General features: G+C 39.2%; 27 protein-coding genes and 1 pseudogene. 18 read left to right on the top strand and 10 right to left on the bottom strand.

The window, feature by feature from the left end; all coding sequences use genetic code 11:
- The first annotated feature begins 15 nt into the window (after positions 1-15).
- Complete coding sequence (locus tag C3V44_RS01370) at positions 16-492, top strand: hypothetical protein (RefSeq protein WP_106095260.1); 477 nt, start codon at positions 16-18, stop codon at positions 490-492.
- Positions 492-1,424: a hypothetical protein gene (locus tag C3V44_RS01365; protein ID WP_009417347.1), complete on the top strand. Its 933-nt coding sequence runs from the start codon at positions 492-494 to the stop codon at positions 1,422-1,424. Before C3V44_RS01370 ends, C3V44_RS01365 begins: the two co-directional genes overlap by 1 nt.
- Here C3V44_RS01365 and upp read toward each other — a convergent pair.
- Entirely contained in the window at positions 1,398-2,051 is a 654-nt protein-coding gene (upp, locus tag C3V44_RS01360; RefSeq protein ID WP_106095259.1) for a uracil phosphoribosyltransferase, read from the bottom strand. The two genes, C3V44_RS01365 and upp, sit on opposite strands and share 27 nt — an antisense overlap.
- Positions 2,052-2,190: 139 nt before the next feature.
- Here upp and C3V44_RS01355 point away from each other — a divergent pair, with 139 nt between their 5' ends.
- Positions 2,191-2,775, top strand: coding sequence for a porin family protein (locus C3V44_RS01355; protein ID WP_009419504.1), 585 nt, complete (start codon positions 2,191-2,193; stop codon positions 2,773-2,775).
- A gap of 538 nt (positions 2,776-3,313) precedes the next feature.
- Here C3V44_RS01355 and C3V44_RS01345 read toward each other — a convergent pair.
- Positions 3,314-4,636, bottom strand: a complete 1,323-nt coding sequence (locus C3V44_RS01345) for an exo-beta-N-acetylmuramidase NamZ domain-containing protein (RefSeq protein WP_106096604.1) — start codon at positions 4,634-4,636, stop codon at positions 3,314-3,316.
- Here C3V44_RS01345 and C3V44_RS01340 point away from each other — a divergent pair.
- The 3 genes from C3V44_RS01340 to ybeY all read left to right on the top strand — a co-directional run bounded on the left by C3V44_RS01340 (position 4,620) and on the right by ybeY (position 6,513).
- Positions 4,620-5,777 (top strand): FtsX-like permease family protein, encoded by a 1,158-nt coding sequence (locus C3V44_RS01340; protein ID WP_106095258.1) that lies wholly within the window; start codon positions 4,620-4,622, stop codon positions 5,775-5,777. The two genes, C3V44_RS01345 and C3V44_RS01340, sit on opposite strands and share 17 nt — an antisense overlap.
- Positions 5,778-5,878: 101 nt before the next feature.
- Entirely contained in the window at positions 5,879-6,088 is a 210-nt protein-coding gene (locus C3V44_RS01335) for a DUF2892 domain-containing protein (protein ID WP_002672528.1), read from the top strand.
- A 5-nt stretch (positions 6,089-6,093) separates the two neighbouring features.
- Entirely contained in the window at positions 6,094-6,513 is a 420-nt protein-coding gene (gene ybeY, locus C3V44_RS01330; protein ID WP_106095257.1) for an rRNA maturation RNase YbeY, read from the top strand.
- Here the strand turns inward: ybeY and C3V44_RS01325 are convergent.
- From C3V44_RS01325 to rfbA, 3 genes are all read right to left on the bottom strand, one after another.
- Positions 6,500-7,918 carry a lipopolysaccharide biosynthesis protein gene (locus tag C3V44_RS01325; RefSeq protein WP_106095256.1) on the bottom strand — a complete coding sequence of 473 codons (1,419 nt, stop codon included), beginning with the start codon at positions 7,916-7,918 and terminating at the stop codon, positions 6,500-6,502. The two genes, ybeY and C3V44_RS01325, sit on opposite strands and share 14 nt — an antisense overlap.
- A gap of 12 nt (positions 7,919-7,930) precedes the next feature.
- Positions 7,931-9,295 (bottom strand): DNA repair protein RadA, encoded by a 1,365-nt coding sequence (gene radA, locus C3V44_RS01320; RefSeq protein ID WP_009417316.1) that lies wholly within the window; start codon positions 9,293-9,295, stop codon positions 7,931-7,933.
- Positions 9,296-9,385: 90 nt separating this feature from the next.
- Entirely contained in the window at positions 9,386-10,267 is an 882-nt protein-coding gene (rfbA, locus tag C3V44_RS01315) for a glucose-1-phosphate thymidylyltransferase RfbA (protein WP_009411860.1), read from the bottom strand.
- A 327-nt stretch (positions 10,268-10,594) separates the two neighbouring features.
- Here rfbA and C3V44_RS12005 point away from each other — a divergent pair, with 327 nt between their 5' ends.
- From C3V44_RS12005 to C3V44_RS01300, 3 genes are all read left to right on the top strand, one after another.
- A complete protein-coding gene (locus tag C3V44_RS12005) occupies positions 10,595-10,789 on the top strand; it encodes a hypothetical protein (protein WP_164996596.1) in 195 nt (64 codons plus the stop codon).
- Positions 10,790-11,073: 284 nt separating this feature from the next.
- On the top strand, positions 11,074-12,126 hold the full coding sequence (locus C3V44_RS01305; RefSeq protein WP_016479407.1) for a glycoside hydrolase family 6 protein: 1,053 nt from the start codon (positions 11,074-11,076) through the stop codon (positions 12,124-12,126).
- 81 nt (positions 12,127-12,207) lie between these two features.
- Positions 12,208-13,374, top strand: a complete 1,167-nt coding sequence (locus C3V44_RS01300; protein ID WP_106095254.1) for a glycoside hydrolase family 6 protein — start codon at positions 12,208-12,210, stop codon at positions 13,372-13,374.
- 71 nt (positions 13,375-13,445) lie between these two features.
- Here the strand turns inward: C3V44_RS01300 and C3V44_RS01295 are convergent, their stop codons facing one another.
- Positions 13,446-14,048: a M15 family metallopeptidase gene (locus tag C3V44_RS01295; RefSeq protein WP_106095253.1), complete on the bottom strand. Its 603-nt coding sequence runs from the start codon at positions 14,046-14,048 to the stop codon at positions 13,446-13,448.
- A gap of 78 nt (positions 14,049-14,126) precedes the next feature.
- Between C3V44_RS01295 and smpB the strand changes: the two genes are divergently transcribed.
- Together smpB and C3V44_RS01285 are read left to right on the top strand one after the other, a co-directional pair.
- The gene (smpB, locus tag C3V44_RS01290) at positions 14,127-14,582 is read left to right on the top strand and encodes an SsrA-binding protein SmpB (RefSeq protein ID WP_106095252.1); all 456 of its coding nucleotides are present in this window, start codon (positions 14,127-14,129) and stop codon (positions 14,580-14,582) included.
- Positions 14,583-14,657: 75 nt separating this feature from the next.
- Positions 14,658-15,140 carry a hypothetical protein gene (locus C3V44_RS01285; RefSeq protein ID WP_009421343.1) on the top strand — a complete coding sequence of 161 codons (483 nt, stop codon included), beginning with the start codon at positions 14,658-14,660 and terminating at the stop codon, positions 15,138-15,140.
- A gap of 126 nt (positions 15,141-15,266) precedes the next feature.
- Here C3V44_RS01285 and lysA read toward each other — a convergent pair whose 3' ends face one another.
- A complete protein-coding gene (gene lysA, locus C3V44_RS01280; protein WP_106095251.1) occupies positions 15,267-16,463 on the bottom strand; it encodes a diaminopimelate decarboxylase in 1,197 nt (398 codons plus the stop codon).
- A gap of 194 nt (positions 16,464-16,657) precedes the next feature.
- Here lysA and C3V44_RS11940 point away from each other — a divergent pair, with 194 nt between their 5' ends.
- The 5 genes and pseudogenes from C3V44_RS11940 (at position 16,658) to ftsY (ending at position 18,668) form a co-directional block, all read left to right on the top strand.
- A complete protein-coding gene (locus C3V44_RS11940; RefSeq protein WP_129588179.1) occupies positions 16,658-16,837 on the top strand; it encodes a hypothetical protein in 180 nt (59 codons plus the stop codon).
- A gap of 155 nt (positions 16,838-16,992) precedes the next feature.
- Positions 16,993-17,228 (top strand): annotated as a pseudogene (gene rpmB, locus C3V44_RS01275) (50S ribosomal protein L28).
- 17 nt (positions 17,229-17,245) lie between these two features.
- The gene (gene rpmG, locus C3V44_RS01270) at positions 17,246-17,428 is read left to right on the top strand and encodes a 50S ribosomal protein L33 (RefSeq protein ID WP_002672545.1); all 183 of its coding nucleotides are present in this window, start codon (positions 17,246-17,248) and stop codon (positions 17,426-17,428) included.
- A gap of 10 nt (positions 17,429-17,438) precedes the next feature.
- A complete protein-coding gene (locus C3V44_RS01265; protein ID WP_002672546.1) occupies positions 17,439-17,591 on the top strand; it encodes a DUF4295 domain-containing protein in 153 nt (50 codons plus the stop codon).
- Positions 17,592-17,705: 114 nt separating this feature from the next.
- Positions 17,706-18,668, top strand: coding sequence for a signal recognition particle-docking protein FtsY (gene ftsY / locus C3V44_RS01260; protein WP_009417856.1), 963 nt, complete (start codon positions 17,706-17,708; stop codon positions 18,666-18,668).
- A gap of 39 nt (positions 18,669-18,707) precedes the next feature.
- Here ftsY and C3V44_RS01255 read toward each other — a convergent pair whose 3' ends face one another.
- The 3 genes from C3V44_RS01255 to C3V44_RS12475 form a co-directional block, all read right to left on the bottom strand.
- Positions 18,708-19,742: a ferredoxin--NADP reductase gene (locus C3V44_RS01255; RefSeq protein ID WP_106095250.1), complete on the bottom strand. Its 1,035-nt coding sequence runs from the start codon at positions 19,740-19,742 to the stop codon at positions 18,708-18,710.
- Positions 19,739-21,217 carry a S41 family peptidase gene (locus C3V44_RS01250; RefSeq protein WP_106095249.1) on the bottom strand — a complete coding sequence of 493 codons (1,479 nt, stop codon included), beginning with the start codon at positions 21,215-21,217 and terminating at the stop codon, positions 19,739-19,741. Before C3V44_RS01250 ends, C3V44_RS01255 begins: the two co-directional genes overlap by 4 nt.
- A 210-nt stretch (positions 21,218-21,427) precedes the next feature.
- On the bottom strand, positions 21,428-21,556 hold the full coding sequence (locus C3V44_RS12475) for a hypothetical protein (RefSeq protein WP_256387418.1): 129 nt from the start codon (positions 21,554-21,556) through the stop codon (positions 21,428-21,430).
- 261 nt (positions 21,557-21,817) lie between these two features.
- Here C3V44_RS12475 and mutL point away from each other — a divergent pair, with 261 nt between their 5' ends.
- Positions 21,818-23,656 carry a DNA mismatch repair endonuclease MutL gene (mutL, locus tag C3V44_RS01235; protein WP_106095247.1) on the top strand — a complete coding sequence of 613 codons (1,839 nt, stop codon included), beginning with the start codon at positions 21,818-21,820 and terminating at the stop codon, positions 23,654-23,656.
- An 80-nt stretch (positions 23,657-23,736) separates the two neighbouring features.
- Positions 23,737-24,513 (top strand): rhomboid family intramembrane serine protease, encoded by a 777-nt coding sequence (locus tag C3V44_RS01230; RefSeq protein WP_015783103.1) that lies wholly within the window; start codon positions 23,737-23,739, stop codon positions 24,511-24,513.

Raw genomic sequence — 24,513 nt, 5'->3', positions numbered from 1 at the left:
ATAATAGGTAACAAGATGTATAGACTGATATATGTAATACTTTTGATTGGATTGTTTTCTTGCGAGAAAGAACGGCAAACGCGCAACCCTAACTTAGGAGAAGTACATTTCACCTATACTATCGATATAAGTTTACCTCTCTATAACAGCTTAAAAACACCTATGAATACGGTTTTTATACCTCACAGAGGTATTAAAGGATTTTTTGTGACTTGTTATAGTAATGGAGGATATCGTGCTTGGGAGGCTGCTTGTCCTAATCATAATTTACAAGAGTGTCATAGTCGCCTGTTTGGCATAAGGGCTATAAAAGATGACAATAGCTATGAAGAAACTGGTCACGACTATACTTTTGCCAAATGTTCTTGCGATGGAACTGTTTATGATTTGAGAACAGGCTCCCCTATTGCTATTGGACAAATTGCCAAACCTTATCCTTTACTAAATTATAATGTTTCAGTAGCTGGTAATATTTTAACTATTAGTAACTAATGCTATCAGTACGTTTTGAAAATACAAAGCCCATCACATTTATCATTGTGCTATTAGCACTATTGATAGGTGATGGGCTATTTCAATTTAAAATACTACAACTACCTCTCAGTGACGTGTCTCATCTCACTGTTTTAATGAGTACTTTTGTATTACTCTTTCTTTCTTTATTATTACTTCACCAAATAGACCGGTGGAATGAACTTACTGACACCAAAAACTGCTACTCTATAGCTTTTTTTAGTATTTTTGTAGTGCTCTTCCCTACCCTTTTTGATAAAGTGAAATTAGTAGGTGCTAACTTACTTATCATTGTAGCCTTGTGGCGTGTACTTACTCTTAAAACAGGTGAAGGCATTCCACAAAAACTATTCGACACTTCTCTACTAATCATTTGTGCAGGCTTGTTGCACCCTTGGGCTTTAATTTTTCTGTTAAATGTATGGATTTCTCTGCTCTTTTACGGAGCTGAAAAACGCCGTTATTGGTTTATACCTCTTTTAGCAATCATTACTGTTAGCATCTTATTAGGGGCTATTTTATTAATACTTCAAGAGCCTTTTCCTATTGATGATTTTACAAATCTCATCACTTCAGATATAAATAATCTTCTAAACTTTTCCTCTCATTCCATTGCTACAACAATAGCAGTATGTAGCTTAGCTCTCCTTCTTTTAGTGGCATTAGCAGTATACTATTTCAGAAGTGTTTATCACAGTATCAGCTCATTAGTAGTAATACAATTCCTCTGGATAGGACTTATAGTAGTATTCCTTTCCAAAGAAGTGATATACACCTTTGCCCCTATTGCCATTCTCTTTGCTCTTTATGTAGAGAAAATACGCGTATGGTGGCTAAAAGAAATCGTACTATGGTCACTATTATCTATGCCTGGCATAGGGCTTCTACTCCATTTTATTACCAAAAGCTAAATCACCCGCATCACCTAAACCTGGTACTATATAGCCGTGGTCGTTAAGGTGAGCATCTATGGTAGCAATCCATAAATGAGTAGTCTCAGGAAACTTATCTTCCAAGTATTCTATCCCCTGCTGTGCCCCTATAACAGCAAATAAATGTATCTCTTTAGGTGTTCCTAAAGGTTTCAGCGCGTTAAATACATTAGCAAACGAACGCCCTGTAGCCAGCATTGGGTCAGCTAAGAATAAGATTTTACCTTCTAAGGACGGCGAAGCCAAATACTCCACCATTATATCGAAATCAGTCTCGGAAGTGTGTTTGCGATAAGCCGAGATAAACGCATTATCAGCATTATCAAAGTAGTTCATCAAGCCTTGATGCAATGCCAATCCAGCACGCAAAATAGAGCAAATTACTATCTCGTCTTTTGGAAGTTGTACCTTCTTTTCGCCCAAAGGTGTAGTAATTGTTTCCGTTTTATAGTGTAGAAACTTACTCATCTCGTAACACAACACCTCCCCTATTCGTTCCAAATTTTTACGGAATCGCATACGGTCTGCTTGAATATTTACATCACGCAACTGGGCGATAAATCGGTTTAATACGGAAGGCTCTTCGCCTAAATAATGTATGATCATTGGTCTGTTAGCTTTATATTTTCACGCCACAAAAGTAGTATATAATTTGCTAATTTACAAATTTGCAATTTGGTAAATTATTTTTTTTGGCACACTATTTGGAATAACTATACTGAATCATTAAACAATAATTAAGCGTATGAAAAACAAAATCACTAAATTAACAGCTTTTATTGCGATAATGCTACTCACCACCGCTACCTATGCTCAAGAGTTTCACTTAGGAGCAAAAGCAGGTGCCAACTTAGGTAAAGTAGAAGGTGTAGCCTATGACAAAAACTTTAAATTGGGCTATCAATTAGGTGGTTTCGTCGAATTTGATTTCAATGATAGCTGGGGGCTACAGGGTGAAGTACTTTTTAGTCAAACCAATACAGAGCTCCGCGATAGCTACCAATCTGTTTGGAACGACAAGTTCGAAAAGAAAAAAACACTAAACTACGTAAGTGTACCAGTACTCTTGAAATACAACCCTAGCGGATTGATTTCACTACACGCAGGACCTCAATTTAGTTTCCTTGCCAACCGCGACCAAAGTACTTGGGAAAACGGAGAAAAACTCTTTAAAGATACTGATTTTTCATTAGTAGCAGGAGCCGAAGTAAATTTAGGTCCTCTTTTTGCTTACGGTCGCTATGTATGGGGTTACAGTGATATTAGTAACGCCCTTAAAGAAAAAGCAACTACCCAACAAATACAATTGGGCGTAGGGGTACGTTTTTAGAAAATAAGAATATTAGTTAATTAGAAATAGGGTTTAAGTGATTTATAAATCACTTAAACCCTTTCTTATTTTTTTAACAACCCTAATTATTCTTCACCTTAGGTTCACCTTCCCTTCGTTGTTCCTTTATTTGCCCGTGCGAGTCGCACCGTCTTTTGCTCATTTATATATACAAACTTTGACAAAATTTGAAACTTTGGCAAAGTTGAAATCTACTAATAACATTCTTCTTATTTATATCTTAGTTTTAACTTACCCCCACTTTTCCTCCGTCTTTTGTTCGTTCTTTGTTCGTCTTCTGTTCGTCTTTTGTTCGTTATTTCATTATCTGCTCTTGTGGTTCACACCGTTTTTTGTTCGTTCACATTTTTTTTTGTCTCACTTTTCCGTTACTACACTCCCTCTCCTTTGGAGAGGGCTGGGGAGAGGATATTTTCTTCGTCTTTTCTCTATCTGCCCGTCGTGCTACGACTGTCTGTCGTCCTACGAGCTCACACTTTACCTTCAACAATTGGTATTATTGGCATTATAGTATTAATTACGGATATAGTAAATATTTCTTTCTCATCTCCTTAAACTGCTCTATATCCTTTTGCCACGATTGGCGTATTTCGTCTTCGGTCTTCCCTTCGCTTATTTGCTTCTTTAATATATCATTACCAGCAATCTTATTGAACGATGAAGTAAAGAAAGGTGTTTTCACTCCTTTGCCTTGCTCAAAAGCTTTTTTAAGCCAAGTGAGATTTAGTTTATCCAAACGAGGTGTTTTTCTCAAGTCCTCACCGTAACATAGCTCACCATTAAACTTCGGATTCTTGTCGCCTGCATTAGGGTGTGGCGTAAAGCTAAAAGCCGTCTTATCAAAATAAGGAGAGCCATAAATCTGAAACTGCATATCGGTACCGCGCCCCATACTCACATTTGTCCCCTCAAAAAAACACAAACTTGGGTACAAGTTCACCGATACATCATTAGGTAAGTTAGGCGAAGGTTTTACCGGTAAGCTATAAGACGTTTGATGTGTATAATAGGCAAGAGGTATCACTTTAAGGTCAGCAGTAACGCCTGCTTGCAACCACTTTTCACCATTTATCATCTGAGCATATTCGCCAATAGTCATTCCATAAACCACGGGTACAGGGTGCATCCCAATAAAACTCTTAAAAGCAGGTTGCAATACCGCTCCATCAATGTAATGCGCATTAGGATTCGGACGGTCGAGTACTATTACAGGAATATGCTGTTCAGCACAAGCCTCCATCACATAATGCAAAGTAGAAATATAAGTGTAAAAGCGCACCCCTACATCTTGCAAATCAAAAAGTACAAGGTCTACACCTTTCAGTTGCTCAGCAGTAGGTTTTTTGTTTTTACCATAGAGCGATACAATAGGCAAGCCCGTTTTAGAGTCCTTGCCGTCTTTCACTACTTCACCCGCATCGGCTTCCCCTCTGAATCCGTGTTCAGGAGCAAAAACCTTGCTGATAGATACTTTCTTCTTCAATAACGTATCCACCAAATGCACATAATTCCCTTTTTCGGCTTTCACAATCCCAGTCTGATTGGTAACGATAGCTATATTTTTAGCGCGTAAATCCTTAATGTAAAGATACATTCGGTTAGCGCCCACCACCACTTCTTTCGTCTGTTTTTCAGTATTTTGCACAGAAGCATTACCTTGTGTCTGTCCATTATTTTTGCACGATATAAGCGTACATAAGAAAAAAAGTGTAATTTTGGCACTTCTAAAAGGCATTATTGTTTTGAATGTTGAATATTTCATAGCAAAAAGAGTTATTTTTTCGAAAGGGGACAAAGGTACAATTTCTTCCCCAATTATCAAAATGGCAATAGCTGCCATTGCTGTGGGTATGGTGATGATGCTCATTGCCATTGCTACGGGTATTGGCTTGCAACGCAAGATTAGGGAGAAGTTGGTAGTCTTTCACGGGCACATTCAGATTTTTGATTATAGCAGTAATGCGTCACAAGTTACTACTAAACCTATTGCTATAAAACAAGATTTTTACCCTACTTTTTCAGCAGTACCCGAAGTTACCCATATTCAAGCAGTAGCTACGAAAGGTGGTATCATCCGTACTGAAACCACTTATGAATCAATTCTCGCTAAAGGTGTGGGGAAAGACTACAATTGGTCGCTTATTCGCGACTTTATTACCGAAGGGCGTACCCCTAATGTAGCGAGTGAAGAAGTAACCGATGAGGTGCTAATGTCTACCTATTTAGCCAACAGATTGCACCTAAAACTGGGCGACCGTTGCCAAGCTATCTTTTTAAAAGACGAAGCTGCCCAAGCCCCTAACCAACGTAGTTTTAAAATCGTAGGGCTTTACAATAGTGGCTTTCAAGAATTTGATGCGTCGTACGTCTTCACTGATATACGTCATATTCAGAAAATCAATAAATGGCAACCTGACCAAATAGGCAATTTCGAGCTTTTTATCAAAGATTTTGACCGTATAGAAGAAGTAGGCAAACAAGTGTATGGCAAGGTAGGTTCATTCCTCGATTCGCAAACTATCATTCAGAAGTTTCCTTTTATCTTCGAATGGCTTGGTATGTTCGATTTCAATATTTACCTCATCATCGGGATAATGATAGTTGTTGGTGGATTTAATATGATTACGGCTATTCTCGTGCTCATATTAGAGAAAACACCAATGATAGGTACTTTAAAGAGCTTAGGTGCTTCTGACCGCAGTATCCGCAAGATATTTTTGTATAATGCTACCTATATCATAGGCTTGGGACTCTTATGGGGGAATGTTTTAGGATTCTTATTGCTCTGGTTACAACAGCGTTACAGCCTTATCAAGTTAGACCCTGCCACCTATTACGTAACCGAAGTACCGATTGCTTTCACTCCTCTGTGGGTGTTATTGCTCAATATAGGCGTTTTGCTATTGTGCTTGCTGATGCTACTCATTCCTACCTATGTGATTACCAAAATATCACCTACTAAATCTATGAAGTTTGCGTAAATAATTTGAGATAGCGCAAAAGTAAGTGTATAATTATTTAAAATCTTTGTTTTATTCAAAATAAAGAAGTACATTTGCCACAAATTAAAAAATGTGACTATATGAAAAGAAATATTAGCACTTTGGACAAGAATATCCGTTTGCTCATTATCGTTATCACTGCGATATTGGGGTATTTTAACGAGTTTTCTATTACCATTGCTTCCGTGTTATCAGGCGTTTCTATATTGCTTTTGGTAACCATTCTCATTAATTTCTCACCCATTTACGCACTTTTAGGTATCAGTACCTATAAGCCTAAAGAAAAATAATTATTATGACTTCTTTTTTTAACGAAACTCCCTTTGTCTTTCCTTTTAAGAAAAACGAAGTAAAACGTTGGGTGAAATGCGTAGCCCAATCCGAAGGTAAAGAGGCAGGCAATATCAACTATATTTTTTGCGATGATGAGTATTTGCACAAAATAAATGTAGAATACTTGCAACACGACACCCTTACCGATATCATCACCTTTGATTATTCTGAGGGAAAGGTACTCCATTCGGATATTTATATTTCGGTGGAACGCGTAAAAGAGAATGCTAACATCTTTAAAGTATCGTTCCAAAAAGAACTCTTGCGGGTATTGGCACACGGCTTGTTACATCTTTGCGGTTATAAGGATAAAACACCGGAAGACAGTGCGTTAATGCGCAACAAGGAAGAAGAAAAGATGAACCTTTTTACGGTTGTTTAGGAAGAGTAGATTTGAGCTTTATAGTAAAACTCGCTAAATAACCATAAATAAGCAAAAGTAAGGTACCTATGTAGATACTATTGTCAAAAGCATAGAAATTTACAAACGAGAAAACAACACTCATTCCAAGGAAGATTTTTATCTTCCTTTTTTTATAGGGTATCGGATAGTATTTTTGTCCGTAGTAATACGAAATAAACATCATCGCTCCATAGGTGATGAGTGTTGCTAACGCCGCCCCTTTATAACTGAGCCAAGGAATAAGCGCAAAGTTGAACACTACCGTAATAGCCATTCCTACTAAAGATACGATAGCTCCAAAGCTGGTACGGTCGGTTACTTTGTACCACACCGAAAGACTATGGTAAATACCCAAACAAAGGTTAGCTAACAAGATAATAGGCACTATCCAAAGGGCTTCCCAATAAGCTTTGTTAGGTATCAAAATAAGTTTAAAAACATCGGTGAATACGGTAATAAAGAGCAAAATAAAGCCTCCGCACACAATGAAATATTCAGTGATGCGAGCATAGGTTTTAGGCGCATTCTTATCCTGTGCACTGCTGAAAAAGAAAGGTTCTATACCAAGTTTATAAGCAGTAACAAAGAGGTTCATAAATACCCCCATTTTGTAACAAGCAGAATAAATACCTATAGTTCCATCGGCAGTATCAGCGGGAAGGAGCATACGCAAGAACACTCGGTCAAAACCTTCATTTACCGCAAAAGCAATACCTGCCAATAATACAGGGAAAGCATAAACCATCATCTCTTTCCAAAGTCGATAATCAAAACGGAAATGTATTTTGAAATAGATGGGCAGTAAGACAATGAAAGTCGCTAAACTCGCTATTACGTTGGCTAAAAAGATATAATATACACCACCGTTGGTAGCAAGGGTTTCAGCAGGTAAATAGTTCAGGTAGTAAATGTTAAGAGCTAAATTCACTGCTGTATTCCCTATTTTAACAATAGCATAAAGTTTGGCTTTGCCTTTGTTCCTGAGCCACGCAAACGGAATGACCACTAAGGCATCGAGTACTAATATATAAATGGCAAAGACAATATACTGTACATCGTAGTTCAGCCAGGAAGCAATAAAGTGTCGCAATAAGTAAGCTATCAGCAGGAAAAACAAAGAGCTGACTGTAAGAGAAGTAAGCGCAGTAGATTGTACCTTCTTCTTCCGTTCGCCTTTGTTCATAAAGCGGAAGAAAGCTGTTTCCATACCGTATGATAGCAGTACGTTCCCCAAGATAAGATAGACAAACAACCCTGAATAGATACCAAAATCGGCAGTATCGAGTTTATTCACGTACAACCTTGTGAGCAATAGGGTAAGCACACGAGGGAGTACAGTAGCAATGCCGTAGATAATGGTATCTTTAAAGAGTTTTCTCAACATAAGGCGTTTTTATTATCCAAATAGTTCTTGTATTGCATCTTCTATCTTGGCAACTTTTACAATCCTAATTTTAGTATTTTTAAGGGCTATTTTGTTATATTTTGATACAAAAATAGTGTTGAAGCCTAATTTCTCAGCTTCAGTAATACGTTGCTCTACGCGTTGTACAGGGCGTATTTCACCGCCTAATCCTACTTCGCCGGCAAAACAGACGTCCTTTTCAATCGCTATATCTTCGTTAGAAGATAGGATAGCCATCGCCACTCCTAAGTCAGTGGCGGGGTCGTCGATAGTAATGCCTCCAGTAATATTAAGGAAGACGTCCTTAGCACCTAAGCGAAATCCTGCGCGTTTCTCAAGCACCGCCAAAAGCATATTGAGGCGTTTGGCATTGAAGCCCGTAGTACTGCGTTGTGGTGTACCATATACCGCTGTACTTACGAGTGCTTGTATTTCAATCATCAGCGGACGCATACCTTCCAAAGTGGCAGCTATGGAGGTACCGCTAATCGTCTCATCGGTTTTGGAAATGAGAATCTCCGAAGGATTATTTACCTCACGCAATCCGTTGCTAAGCATCTCATAAATACCCAATTCGGAAGTAGAGCCAAAGCGGTTTTTCAGTGAACGCAAGATACGGTACACGTGATTACGGTCGCCTTCAAACTGTAAAACCGTATCGACCATATGCTCTAATATCTTAGGCCCTGCTATTTGTCCGTCCTTAGTGATATGCCCAATGAGTATTACAGGAGTATGAGTAGTTTTAGCAAACTTAATCAGTTCGGAGGTACATTCTCTAATTTGAGAAATACTCCCTGCTGATGCCTCTATATAATCGGATTGTAGGGTTTGAATAGAGTCGATAATCACGATTTCGGGTAAGAGTTCTTTTATCTGCTGAAAGATATTTTGCGTCTTAGTTTCAGTGAGAATAAAGCAATTATCGAGCTTATGCGGAATGCGGTCAGCGCGCATTTTTATCTGTTTCTCACTTTCCTCCCCCGATACGTAGAGGGTACGATAAGGCAAGTTAAGAGCTATTTGTAACAGTAGCGTACTCTTGCCTATCCCTGGTTCTCCTCCTAAAAGAGTAACCGACCCCGGTACAATTCCCCCACCCAAGACGTTATTCAATTCGTGGTTGTTGCTGTTAAGGCGCGCCTCGTGTTGTGTATCGATTTGCGAAATAGAGATATACTTAGGAGCTTTACTCTTGATAGGTGATTCTTTCTCTTGCCAAGCAGGAGCAGTGTCTTTCTGTACGACTTCTTCCACAATGGTATTCCACTGCTTGCAGACGTAACACTGTCCTTGCCATTTGCTGTATTGTGCTCCGCAATTCTGACAGAAATATGCTGTTTTTAGTTTTGCCATTTTTTAGGAGATTAGATGTTAGGAGGCACAAGCTACAAGCTCGCGCCAGCATAGATTAGGTTTTAGCGTTAGATTATTTGGAAAAGCAAATTATCTATTGTTCATCGTTAATTGCAAAAGGTATTGCCCGTATTGGTTTTTGAGCATTGGTTTTGCTAACTCTTGCAACTTTTCAACGGTAATCCAACCCTTGCGATAGGCTATTTCTTCCAAACAAGAAATTTTGAGTCCTTGACGTTTCTCTAAGGTTTCTACGAAGTTTGATGCCTCGCTAAGCGAATCGTGGGTGCCGGTATCAAGCCACGCAAAACCGCGCCCTAAAAGTTGTACTTTTAATTCGCCGTCGTTTAGAAACTCTTGATTCACCGTAGTAATCTCCAATTCACCTCGTGCTGAGGGTTTGATACTTTTGGCTACTTTCACTACTTTATTGGGGTAAAAATAGAGTCCTACTACCGCATAGTTAGATTTAGGCTGTGTGGGTTTTTCCTCAATGCTAAGCACATTTCCAGCGGTGTCAAACTCAGCTACTCCATAGCGTTCAGGGTCTTTTACGTAATAACCAAAGACAGTAGCTTTGCGTTCTTTCTTTACATTCTCTACCGCTTGAGCGAGCATTTTCGAGAAACTCTGTCCGTAGAAAATATTATCTCCTAATACCAGGCACACATCGTCATCGCCTATAAACTCTTCGCCTATGATAAACGCTTGAGCCAAGCCATCGGGACTGGGTTGCTTGGCATAGCTAAGGCGAATACCGAAGTCGGAACCGTCACCTAAGAGGCGCTCAAAACCTGGTAAGTCCTGAGGAGTAGAAATTACCAATATCTCGCGAATACCCGAAAGCATCAGCACCGATAATGGGTAGTAAATCATTGGTTTATCGTAAATAGGGAGCAATTGTTTAGAAACTCCCTTAGTAATGGGGTAAAGGCGTGTACCTGAACCGCCTGCTAATATAATTCCTTTCATCGGTTGTTAGTTTTTTCAGACGTTAGTAATTACTGTAACTTTCATATTATTTTGAGCATTGCCCAAAGTCGTTATACGACAAGCTATCAAAAAAACTTTGGCAAAGGTACAGTATTTAATTGAAATTAGCAAATGTGCTATTAATACCACAATGCCAATTGTTGAAGGTAAAAGATAAAAGATAAAAGGTAAAAGGTAAAAGGTAAAGTGTGAGCTCGTAGGACGACAGACAGATAAAATTAGTAAATTAGTAAATGAGTCAATTAGCAAATGGGGACGGGAGAATAAAATAATGTAGATATAAAGAGCTTATAGGAAAGACGAACAATGAACGAACAAAAGACGAACAAAAGACGGTGCGAGCCGCACGGGCAGATAATGAAAAGACGAACAAAAGACGAACAAAAGACGAACAAAAGACGAACAAAAGACGAACAAAGAACGAACAAAGAACGAACAAAAGACGAAGAAAAGACGAACAATGAACGAACAATGAACGAACAAATGAAGAAGAAAAAATGAAGGTAAGTTAAAGCTAAGATAGAAATAAAAAGAGGGTTATTAGTAGATTTCAACTTTGGCAAATTTTGAAACTTTGGCAAAGTTCGTACATATAAACGAATAAATGACGGTGCGAGCCACACGGCAGATAGACAATGAACAAAGGAAAAGTAGAGACAAGGTGGTGAAAAAGCGGAGAGCAAACGGAGGAAAATGACTGGAAAAATAAATTAGAAAATAATTTTGGGTAAATGAAAATAAATTCCTATCTTTGCCAAATTAACACATAAATAAGATTAAAGATTATGAAGAAATTACTAGCCTTAATAGCTTTTTTATGGGTAATGACTGCCTGTGAAAAATCAGGGGAAGATACGCCCCAAAATACGCAAACTCAAATACCTTATGATTGGGATTTTTATTTGAAGCCTTCTCGGTTGTATGCAGTAAAAAATGAAAAAAATGCCGAATTGAAAAAACTGTATTACCAAGTGTATGGTACGCCCTGCGGAGATTGGTATGATGGAATTAACCCCAACAGTAAGGATAGCGACCGCTACCTAAAGAATTTTGTTGAAGGTGCTGAACACGCTCGCAAAACGCCTATTGTGGTGATTTACGGTATCCCCAATCGTGATTGTGGCTCGTTTTCAAAAGGTGGACATCCTAATGCTGCTTCTTACAGAGCGTGGATAGATCGCGTAAGTGCCATTATTGGAAAACGCCGTGCAGTAGTAATTATCGAACCCGATGCTATTAACTACTGTGGACATAAAAAGGGCTCGGCTGAGTACGAGGAACGTGCTAAATTATTACGCTATGTTGCTGAGAAACTGAAGAACAACAACCCGAATGTAGCGAGCTATATCCACGCCGGGAATGGGCCTTTGGTGACCAATAATTCTGAAGCAATGGCTACTGCCATTATTGATGCTGGTTTAAAATATATGCGTGGTTTTGCATTGAATGTTTCGGGCTTAGGAGGCACTGCTGAAGAACAAGCAGCAGCTGAAACATTTGTAACTTACTTAGTTTCTAAAGGTTTTAAAGATGTGCATTACGTGATTGACACAGGGCGCAGTGGTATCAATAGACCTAAACACCAAAATGCAAATGCTCCTTATAACTCTTGCAATAACTTTAATGCAGCTTTAGGTCCGCGTAGCACTACCAAAACCACAGGTCCACACGCCGATGCTTATTTATGGATTAACGGAGGAGGTGGCTCTGACGGTGAATGTAATATGGGAGCCCCAAAAGCGGGACAGCCTTACCCTGAATATACGAGACGCTTGGTGCAAAACGCTATGAGAGTAAAAAGTATAGAGATTTTGGAAGTACCTCAAAACTTAAAATAGTCGTAGCACGGCAAGCAATTATAAAATAACTTTTATCATTGCAAAGATAATAAATAATACAAATAAATAAGATTAAAGATTATGAATAAATTAATATCCTTAGTAGCTTTTTTATGGGTAATGACCGCCTGTGAAAAATCAGGGGAAGAGAGCGACCCCTCTACACAGACTCCAACAACGCAAACCTCTACTACACAAACTCCTACTACACAAACTCCTACTACACCTCCTATTACACCTCCGGTTACTCCTCCTATTCCACCTAACCCACCACAAGGTAAAAAGCCGGTAGCTTATGACTGGGATTTTTACTTGGAGCCCTCTCGGTTAGACGTAGTAAAAAAAGAAAAAAATGCCGAGTTGAAAAAACTGTATTACCAAGTGTATGGTACGCCCTGCGGAGGTTGGTATGACGGTGTGAGTCCTAATAGTGAGAAAAATGACCGTTGGCTTAAAAACTTCGTTGAAGGAGCTGAACGCGCCCGCAAAACGCCTATTGTGGTGCTTTACGGTATCCCCAATCGTGATTGTGGCTCGTTTTCAAAAGGTGGACATCCTAATGCCGCTTCTTACAAAGCGTGGATAAACCGCGTAAGTGCCATTATTGGACAACGCCGTGCGGTGGTTATTATTGAACCAGATGCTATTAACTACTGCGGTCACCCAAGAGGCTCAGCTAAATACAATGAACGTGCTGAACTGCTTAGTTATGCCGCTGAAAAACTAAATAAGAACAACCCTAATGTAGCGAGCTATATTCACGCTGGAAATGGACCTTTGGTTACACAACACTCTGAAGCTGTTGCCAATGCTATTATAGATGGAGGTTTAAAATATATGCGTGGTTTTGCACTGAATGTTTCGGGTTTAGGAGGCACTGCTGAAGAACAAGCCGGAGCTGAGGCTTTTGTAAAATACTTAGCTTCCAAAGGTTTTAAAGATGTGCATTACGTGATTGACACAGGGCGCAGTGGTATCAATAGACCTAAACACCAGAATGCACACCCTCCTTATAACTCTTGCAATAACTTTAATGCAGCTTTAGGTCCGCGTAGCACTACCAAAACCACAGGTCCAAACGCCGATGCTTATTTGTGGATTAACGGAGGAGGTGGCTCTGACGGTGAATGTAATATGGGAGCTCCCGCAGCGGGACTTCCTTATCCTGAATATACGAGACACTTGGTGCAAAACGCTATGAGAGTAAAAAGTATAGAGATTTTGGAAGTACCTCAAAACTTAAAATAGTTGTAGCACGGCAAGCAATTAGAAACTTTGGCAAAGTGTGTGAAGAGTCGTAGCACGATAGAAAAGACTTTTTATTTACATTGCCATTGGAAGTCCTCGACTTTAGATTGCATTTCGGGACGGTACTCATAGTGCCACCACTCTGAGAAAATAGATTTAAAGTTATATTTGTTGAGTACATCCTTCAACAACTTGCGATTCTCAAGTACCTTTTTAGGGAGGGTCGTGCAAGTGTGATGTGCTTTTTTACCAAAGAAATCAAAAGGAGTACCCATATCTAATTCCTTGTCTTGTGCATCTACAAGGGTAAGATCGACAGCAGCCCCGCGATTGTGTTTAGAACCTTTCGCGGGGTTTGCTACGTAGTGGGTACCTGGAAGTATCTTCCACATCTTTTTCTGTACCGAAAGCGGTCGGTAGCAGTCGAACAATTTAATGCGGTATCCCAACGATTTAAACTCTTCATTAGCTTTTACCAAAGCCTTTGCAGTACTCTTGCGGAGATAACACTCACCACAATCATATACTGCTTGTTTGAGGAAATTATCGGAGGTGGCGTATTTCATATCGAATACAAAGTCATTAGAAAGGCTTCTGAGGAGCACAAAATCATTCTGCTGTGCTAAAAGTGAAGACACTGATAATAATATAAAAAGTTGTAAGAGGTATTTCATAAGAGTGATTTTCGGCAAAAGTACAAAAAAAACTTAAAAAAGGCTTGCTATATGTGACAAATTTACTACTTTTGTGCTATGATTCAGAAAACAGTACAAATACTCAACAAACGGGCAAAATTTGAATATGAAATCCTCGACAAATACACGGCGGGGATTGTGCTCGTGGGTACCGAGATAAAGTCTATACGAATGGGAAAAGCCTCGATAGCTGAGAGTTTTTGCGAGTTTAACGATAAAGGAGAGCTTTTCGTAATCAACTCTACCATTGAAGCATATGACTTTGGCACCTATTACAACCACCGCCCAAAAAGCGAACGCAAACTGCTTTTGCAGAAAAAAGAACTTCGCAAACTCAATAAAGAAGTGAAAAATAGCGGGCTTACTATTGTACCTCTCAAACTCTTTATTAACGAAAAAGGATTGGCTAAAATGGATATAGCCTTAGTACGCGGTAAGAAATTGTATGATAAACGCGAAACTATTAAAGACCGTGATAACAAGAGAAACTTGGATAGGCTGATGAAGAGGTAAGTCCTCACCCCGTTCTCCTCTTCGAAGGAGAGGGGCAAACTGTGAATTAATTATTAACGATTAATCATTAGATAAGTGTATAGAGATTTTAAAGAACTCCCCGATGATGCGCGTGTGTGGGTATACCAATGCAACCGTAGCTTTACAGAAGATGAGCAAAAGCAACTGCATACACAATTAGAAGAATTTATAAATCACTGGATGGTGCACGGCAAGGATTTGCTATCATCATTTGAATTGCGCTATAACCGATTTATAGTTATAGGAGCATTACCCGATGCCCACGGTGTAGGAGGCTGTTCTCTTGATGCTTTAGCGCACTTTATTCAAGAGCTTGAAGCCCAATACAACGTTACATTGCTTGACCGTATGAATGTGAGTTATCGTCAAGGTGAACACATCGCCTATAAAAACCTTGCCGATTTTAAGAAGATGGTAAAAGAAAAAGCAGTATCGGCACAAACTATAGTGTTCAACAATTTGGTGAATACTAAAATAGAATACGAAGAGAATTGGGAAGTGCCTTTGGAAGACAGCTGGCACAACCGGTTTTTATAGTGCGAGCCACAGTGCGAGCCGCACAGGCAATAGAAGAAGTATGAACTTTGCCAAAATCTGAAACTTTGGCAAAGTGTAGCGACGCAAATGCGATTTTTAAGACTTTTCGGACGGCCTTTTTTATTGTTAATATATCTGTCCTCTTAGTAAGTCTTCGAAGGTTTCTGCCTTTCTGATAAGTTTAGCTTCCCCATTCTGCCACAATACTTCTGCTGGACGCAAGCGTGAATTGTAGTTGCTTGCCATAGTGTAGCAATAGGCACCTGCATTGTGAAAACACAATATATCACCCTCAGTAATCTCAGCTATTTGTCGGTTAGAGGCAAAGGTATCGGTCTCGCATATATACCCGACTACTGAATAGAAACGCTTCTTACCTTCGGGGTTAGAAATGTTTTCGATATAATGATTAGCCCCGTAGAGCATTGGTCGGATAAGATGATTAAAACCAGAGTCGATGCCTGCAAATACCGTAGAAGTGGTTTGCTTTACTACATTCACCTTTACTAAAAAGTAGCCTGCTTCACTTACCAAAAACTTACCAGGTTCGAAAGCTAGTGTAAGGTTGCGACCGTACTCCTTGCAGAAATCAGCAAAGCGACTGCTGAGACGTTCGCCCAACTCTTCTATATTGGTTTGTATATCTCCCTCTTTATAAGGCACTTTAAAGCCACTACCAAAGTCGATAAATTGTAAATCCTTAAAGTGTTTAGCGGTTTCAAAGAGTATTTCGGCAGCATATAGGAACACATCAATATCTAAAATATCACTACCTGTGTGCATATGAATACCGTTGATGTGCATCTTTGTATTCTGGACGATGCGCAAGATATGCGGTATTTGGTGAATGCTAATACCAAACTTACTATCGATATGTCCTACCGAAATATTGCTATTACCGCCTGCCATCACGTGTGGATTGATACGAATACACACGGGTATCTCAGGGTGTTGTGTGCCAAACTGTTCCAAGAACGAAAGATTATCGATGTTGAGCTGTACTCCTAAGCGCATAGCCTCCTCAATTTCGTCCATTGAGACACCATTAGGCGTAAAAATAATTTGCTGAGGATTAAAACCTGCCAGCAATCCCAACTGTACTTCCTGAATAGAAACGGTATCGAGACCAGCTCCCAAGTCCTTCATCAATTTCAAGATAGAGATATTAGAAAGAGCTTTCATTGCATAGTTGATGCGTAACTTGGGTACTGAGGCAAAGGCATTGGTAAGTCGGTTATATTGAGAAGCAATCTTCTGGGCATCATATACATATACAGGGCTACCGTAAGTATTTGCTATGTTTAGTAAATCGTTTATTTTCATTGAATATACTGTTGTTTAAATGATTATAGGGCACAAAAGTACAAATAATTAGCAAAATGGCAAATTTGAGAATTAGCAAATGGGGGCGGAAGAATAAAATAATGTAGATGAAAGCCTTATTTAATGGTTAATGGTTAATGATTAATGATTAATTTGGGAGAAGCTTATAGAGAGCTTATAGAAAAGACGAACAAATGACAAACAATGAACGAACAAATGACGAACAAATGACGAACAATGAACGAAGAAAAGATAAAGCTAAGGTGGAAATAAGAAGAAGGTTATTAGTAGAATTTATACTGCAACGGCGAAAGGTATATGAATATGGGGTTGTTTTATGTGCAAAAAGCAGTAGTTTTCAGATATTTAAATAATAATTTCAAATTAATTAAACGACTGGAATACAGTATATAATAAATTAGTATACACAAAAATAATCTGAAAAAGAGAAAAAAGTTTTGTCGTTTCAAAAAATAGTTATACCTTTGCGCCCTGAATATAAATAACACATTAATAAATAGAGAAAAAAATGGCAAGAGTTTGTGACTTAACAGGCAAAAAGCATTGGTGGGCAATAACGTGTCACACGCAATGAACAAAACAAAACGTAAATTCAATGTAAACCTCCGTACAAAACGTTTCTTCATTCCTGAAGAGAATCGTTGGATTACCCTAAAAGTATCGGCAACTGCAATTAAAACTATCGACAAGAAAGGTATCTATGCAGTGCTTAAAGAAGTAGAACGTAACGGATATATTAACTAATTTAAAAGAATACTAAAATGGCTAAAAAAGGTAATAGAATTCAGGTTATTTTGGAGTGCACTGAGCACAAAGAGTCTGGTTTACCAGGAACTTCACGTTACATCACTACCAAAAACAAAAAAAATACTCCAGATAGATTAGAGCTAAAAAAGTTCAACCCTATCCTAAAGAAAGTAACTGTTCATAAAGAAATTAAATAATTAAAACATTATGGCAAAGAAAACAGTAGCAACCCTACAAGGTAAATCTAAGAAGCATACTAAAGCTATCAAAATGGTGAAATCACCTAAAACAGGTGCTTATACTTTCGTAGAAAGCGTAATGGCTCCTGAGCTCGTTGATGAATTTTTGAAGAAGAAATAATTAAATTTTCTCTATTTTTATCATATTTAAAAAAGCTGTCGTGAGACGGCTTTTTTTGCATATATAAACTTTTTTACTACCTTTGCACTCATATCCTAAAATATACAATAAGCTATGGCATTGCAATTTCTGAAAAATATCTTTTCAAAAGAAAAGAAAGAAACCTTAGATAAAGGCTTGGAGAAATCTAAAAACAGCTTCTTTGACCGCTTAGGAAAAGCTCTCGTTGGGAAATCGAAAGTAGATGAAGAGGTGCTCGATGACCTTGAAGAAGTGCTTATTGCCAGTGACGTAGGGGTGAACACTACTCTTAAAATCATTGACCGTATAGAGGCTCGTGTGGCTAAAGATAAGTACTTAAATACTTCTGAACTGAATACTATCCTTCGTGAAGAAATAGCAGGACTTCTATCAGAAACTCATACAGGAGAAGCAACAGACTTTACTTTACCTACTGACAAAAAACCTTATGTGATGATGGTAGTAGGGGTGAACGGAGCTGGAAAGACCACTACTATCGGCAAGCTAGCAAGTCAGTTTACTAAAAAAGGTTTGAAAGTAGTATTAGGTGCTGCTGATACTTTCCGCGCCGCTGCGATTGACCAGCTACAAGTGTGGGCAGACCGTACCGGAGTGCCAATGATTAAACAGCAGTTAGGTAGCGATCCTGCTTCGGTAGCCTATGATACCCTTAGTTCGGCGGTAAAACAAAATGCTGATGTAGTAATTATTGATACAGCAGGACGCTTGCACAACAAAATCAATCTAATGAACGAGCTTTCTAAAATCAAGCGCGTGATGCAAAAAGTAATTCCTGATGCTCCTCACGAAGTGCTGTTAGTACTCGATGGTTCTACTGGACAAAATGCCTTTGAGCAAGCTAAAGAATTTACCAAAGCTACTGAAGTAACCGCTTTGGCTGTTACTAAATTAGACGGTACCGCCAAGGGGGGTGTGGTAATAGGCATCTCTGACCAATTTCAGATTCCTGTAAAATACATAGGAGTAGGAGAAGGTATAGACGACTTACAAATTTTTAACAAATATGAGTTCGTAGATTCTTTCTTTAAAGAATAACAACTTCAAAACTAAAATGAGTAATTAATTAACATTGTACTAAAAGCGAACCTTTATTGTATCGGTCATCGCATAAGCTTGGCAAGTGAGAATATAGCCTTGCGATACTTCTTCTTCGCTGAGGGTTTCATTCTTCGCCATTTTGGCTTCTCCCTCCTCTACCCTACCGATACAGCTACTACACACGCCGTTCAAGCAAGAGTAAGGTGCATCGTAGCCACGTAAGAGTGCCGAACTGAGAAGGGTTTGGTTGCGCGCACTCTCAAAGCAGTGCGTCTGTCCGTTAAGTTCAAGAGTAATGGCAACATTGCCTTGTAGGGTGCTGTAATCTATCTCAGCTGGCGATGCCTCAAAAAGCTCTGTAAAAATGCGGTCTTTATCTATCCCTCTTAACAAGAGTATCTCACGGAGGTTTTTCACCAATTCCGTAGGACCACAAGCATAGTAACGCCCCCAGTTAAGATCTTTGTATTTGGCAAAAATCTCGCTTACTATCCTATCGTTGATGCGCCCCGTATAGTGGTCGCCCCAAGGCTGCTGACTGAAAGCGTAGTGGACAAAAAAGCGTTCGGGATACTGAATGCAGAGGGCTTCTATTTCATCAAAAAACAAAGCTTCCTCTTTAGATTTATTACCATAGACGAATACTACCTTGATATTCGTTTTTGACAAGGCTGTTTTAGCAATGCTCATCATAGGGGTTACGCCACTTCCTGCCGAGAAGAGCATAATATCGCGATTGCCAAAGATGTCGTAGAAGAATACGAAAGAACCCTTAGGCGGCATCACTTCTAATACATCACCTGCTTTGAGTTGGGTCGTCGCATAGGTAGAGAACACACCATTAGGCACGCGCTTTACGGCTACGCTTAGTTCACTTTCGTTCACTCCAGAGCAAATAGAATAAGCACGACGCACCTTTTCTCCACCAATCGTTTGTTGGAGAGTAAGGTATTCGCCAGCTTCAAAGTGAAATACTTTCTTCAATAACTCAGGTACTTCAAAGGTAATCATTACCGATGAAGTAGTAAGTTGTGTGATTTTAGATATGGTTAGTTCGTAAAATCGATTCATTTGTACATTTCATTCAAGCCAAAATAGCCAGAGGTAGAAGTACCGAGCTTCTCAAAGTAAAAAGTTTCTTTCGACGCTGATCGCGAAGCTCTTCCGGCAACATTCCCTGTAATTTCTTGTAAAGTGCGAGCCAAAAGAGGTTCAGTTTCGTCGCCTAATACCCCTAAATCATTTACAATCTCACTAATCTGGATATTAGGTTCTAAGCCATTTACGTAATCGCCTATGCCTTTGGCGTTTTCTATCTTCATTACCAAGGGTTGCATCGCCCATTTGTGCTTAGGGTTTTTAACTTTTCGTTGCTTATCGGTAAAGTCGTAAACAGTCACCGAGCCTTGGTTCTTACCCATTGTGGTTTCACCTATCTGCACTACATCTATGTAGGCTTTAAGACCATTGATAACCAATTCACTGGCTGAAGCTGTCCCGTCCGAAGTAATTACATACACTTTGTTAAGTCGCAGACTATTGATAGCCACCTGCCGACTGCCTTTTACCATATTAGACGTAAAATACTCTCTTTCATTCCCTCTAAAAGGTTGCAACTTGCTATTCCATTTTTCTACCGCAAACACCTGACCGTTAAACTGACCTGTAATCATCGATGCTAAGTAAGTAGCCGAATCGACACTTCCTCCTCCATTGTAGCGCAAATCGAGTATTAAGTCAGTAACCCCCTCTGCTTTAAACTCCGCAAAGGCATCGTTCAGTGTCTCATCAAAATCAGATACAAAAGCATTGTAGATCAGGTAAGCTATTTTTTTACCTCCCTTGTTGAATACTTTATGAATAAGTACAGGGTTTTCAGGGGTTTGGTTTTGATTTAAAGTATAGGTTTTCCCTGTAGAAGTTGCTTTGCCATTCACAATTCTAAAGGTTGAAAACGAAATAACAGCCGTATTTTGCAACAGTTGTTTAGCATTAGAACGCGTAAGTTGTTGCCCATTGATACTCAATATCACATCTCCACGTTGTAAACCTTGTTGTTCTGCCTCCGATTTAGGCACTACATAACGCACTACAGCATAAACTCTAGTTTTTGTTTCGTCTACAAAACTAAAAGCGTAGTTTATACCCACACTGGCAGTAATACCCTTGAATTGGTTTTCGAGATCGGTGTAATTATCGGTGATATAGCTAAAGCGGTCTATTTCTTCATATCTATTAAGTAACCCTTTATAGAAAAGGACTTTAGGATTGCTAAAACTCTTTAAGAATTGAGTATAACTCTTATTTTTATCAGCTTTGGTATCAGCCAAACTACCAAAACGGTTATTTTGCAAATTAGGTACATCGGCTTGCCACAAATAATACGTGTTAAGTCCCTTCCAAATAAAATCGCGTACGCGCAAATCGGTATCGTTACCGGTATAGTCAGAGCCCGTAAAAGACACCTCATTGCCATTAGTAACAGGTTCTTTAGCACAAGATAACAAGCTGATAGCTATGAATATAGAGATAAACAAGTGTTTCATATTGAAAATAATTTTCCACAAAAGTAATACTTTTTTTATATTTGCACAAATTTTGTACCAGATAAGAAGTAAAACTAAATACCGATGCGTGAAGTGTGAAAAACAAAATTTTCTGTTTTACAGCATAAAAAGTAGCTCTTTTTTTCAACTAAAATAGAAGATTCCTTCGGTTTTCATACGCTTATTGTTCGTTCATCGTTCGTCATTCGTTCATTTGCCCGTGCGGCTCGCACCGTCTTTTGTTCGTCTTTTGTTCGTCTTTTGTTCGTCTTTTGTTCGTCTTTTGTTCGTCTTTTGTTCGTCTTTTGTTCGTCTTTTGTTCGTCTTTTGTTCGTTCATTGTTCGTTCATTGTTCGTCTTTTGTTCGTCTTTTGTTCGTTCATTGTTCGTTCATTGTTCGTCTTTTGTTCGTCTTTTGTTCGTTCATTGTTCGTTCATTGTTCGTCTTTTGTTCGTTCATTGTTCGTCTTTTCATTATCTGCCTGTCGTGCTACGACTGTCCGCGTGGCTCGCACCTGCCTGTGTGGCTCACACTGCCCGTCGTGCTACGACCTCGCACTTTTTACCTTTTATCTTTTACCTTTTACCTAAATAGATAGAATGTCAGATATTATAAAATTACTCCCCGATCACGTAGCCAACCAGATAGCCGCTGGCGAAGTGATTCAGCGTCCCGCCTCAGCAGTCAAAGAGCTGATGGAGAATGCTATTGATGCCGGTGCTACCGAAATAAAACTGCTCATCAAAGACGCAGGCAAGACCCTCGTGCAGGTGATTGACAACGGTGTGGGAATGAGTACTACCGATGCGCGTATGGCTTTCGAGCGTCACGCCACCTCCAAAATACAAAAAGCAGAAGATCTTTTCCATTTGCAAACTAAAGGTTTCCGCGGGGAAGCCCTTGCCTCCATAGTGGCAATTGCGCACGTAGAGATGCAAACCAAGCGCCCAGAGGACGAGTTGGGTACCGAAATACACATCGAAGGCAGTAAGATTACGCGCCAAGAGCCCTGCGTATGCCCTACTGGTACGAGTATTGCGATGAAGAACCTCTTTTTCAACATTCCAGCGCGTCGCAACTTTCTAAAATCAGACACGGTGGAATTCCGTCATATACTCGATGAGTTTCACCGTGTTGCCTTGGCACACCCTGCAATTCATTTCTTTTTGTACAACAATGGCAACGAGCTGTTCAACCTACCAGCTACCAATTTCCGCCAACGCATTGTACATCTTTTTGGAAGCAAAACCAATGAAAAGTTAGTGCCTATCATCGCCGAAGACACACCTTTGGTGCAAATCAGCGGATTTATCGTAAAACCTGAATATTTAGCAAAGACTAAAAACTTGCAGTTTTTGATGGTCAATCATAGGTTTGTAAAAAATCAATACCTCAACCACGCAATTGCTTCGGCTTACGAAGGTCTTATCCACACCGACCAGAAGGCGGAGTATTTCATCAGTTTGGAAGTAGACCCCACAACTATCGACATCAATATTCACCCTACGAAAACCGAAATTAAGTTTGAAGAAGAGCATAGTATTTATGCCTTACTGAAGTCGGCAGTAAAACACAGTTTAGGTCAGTTTAATATTGCTCCTACGCTCGATTTTAGTAAAGACCCTACTTTCGATATTCCTTATAACTACAAGGATAAAACCCCAGAGTTTCCTAAGATAGAAGTAGACCCCAATTTCAACCCATTTAAAGAAGAATATGTAAGCCGAAGCAGTGGAAGTGATAGCCATAGTAATTTTGGCTCTTACAGCAAAAAAGCACCTACGTGGGAGAGTTTGTACACGGGCATTGAATCTTCTATTAATACTTCAAACCCTGAAACTATCGTGAGTTCTCTCTTTGAAACCGAACCTACACGAAGCCAAGGTAAGAAAATTATTGCTTTGGCAAAGAAATACCTCATAACTACTTTGGAAGGAGGGCTTATCATCATCAATATCAACAGGGCGCACCAACGCATCTTGTACGAAGATTTTATGAAGCATCTGCAATCCACACATAGTGCAAGTCAGCAACTGATGTTCCCCTACGAACTACCTTTTGCACCACACGAATTGGAAGTGATTGCACAACTGCGCGAGCTCTTTGAGTGCAGTGGCTTTATGTTTACCATAGAAACCGACAAGATTGTAGTAAGTGGGATTCCTCTGCACCTTACCGATAGTGAGATTCCTAATATTTTCAATGAACTCTTGCAACAGCATATCGAGGCATTACCCTCTACCGAAAACACTCAGAAAGAAGCCTTTGCTAAAGCTTTATGCAAGAGCTTAGCTGTAAAAACCGGACAAGTACTCAGTGAGGAAGAACAAGAAACTTTGATAAATAATTTGTTTAGTTGTCAAGAAGTATTAATTTCGCCTTTTGGAAAGCGAATTTATTACAACCTTTCAGTAAATGAAATAGAAAACCTATTTTAAATGCGAGTTGGATAGGCAATATAAGCATTATGAACATTGCTAATTAACCAATCTCTAACAACTAATAACTAAAGACTAAAATGGACAGAATATCTAAAACAGTACTACATCTGATTATTATCAATACGATAGTATTAATACTTACCGCATTGAATGAAAAAGGACTATTTTTACCTCAAATAAATATAGTCGGCACTTTTGCCTTACACCATTTTGAAACTCCTTCTTTTCACTGGTGGCAATATATCAGCTATATGTTTATGCACGCTGATTTTACACACCTGCTCTTTAATATGTACGCCTTATGGGCATTCGGCACACCTTTAGAAAATATATGGGGGCGCAATAAGTTTCTATTCTTCTATTTCTCTTGTGGCGTAGGAGCGGCTTTGCTTCATACGGGAGTAAATTACTACTATGTACATCAAGCTGTCAATGCTTTAGCGGAAGCTGGTGTGCCTGCTAATGAAGTTTTAGAAATTATTGCAGAAGGAAAATACAATCCTAATTGGGGCAATATCATCAATCACAGCACCTTCCAAAGTATGTATGATGTACTTAGATCTACTACCGTAGGCGCTTCAGGTGCTATTTATGGTATATTAGTAGCTTTTGGAATGTTCTTCCCCGATGCCAAACTGATGTTGTTCTTTATCCCCTACCCTATAGCGGCTCGTTATTTTATCCCTTTACTTGTAGCCTTAGACTTAATAATGGGATTTGTAGGAGGAATTACTATTTTCGGTGGTAATATCGCCCACTTTGCACACGTAGGAGGGGCTCTCATAGGCTTCCTAATTATGTTGTACTGGAAAAAGCACAACTTTGATAAGAATAGATGGGACAGAAGATTGTAA

Origin of the sequence: Capnocytophaga sp. oral taxon 864 (assembly GCF_002998835.1) — a bacterium.
In the GTDB taxonomy this organism is placed as follows: Bacteria; Bacteroidota; Bacteroidia; order Flavobacteriales; family Flavobacteriaceae; genus Capnocytophaga; species Capnocytophaga ochracea.
This window is presented reverse-complemented; position numbering and strand designations above follow the sequence as displayed.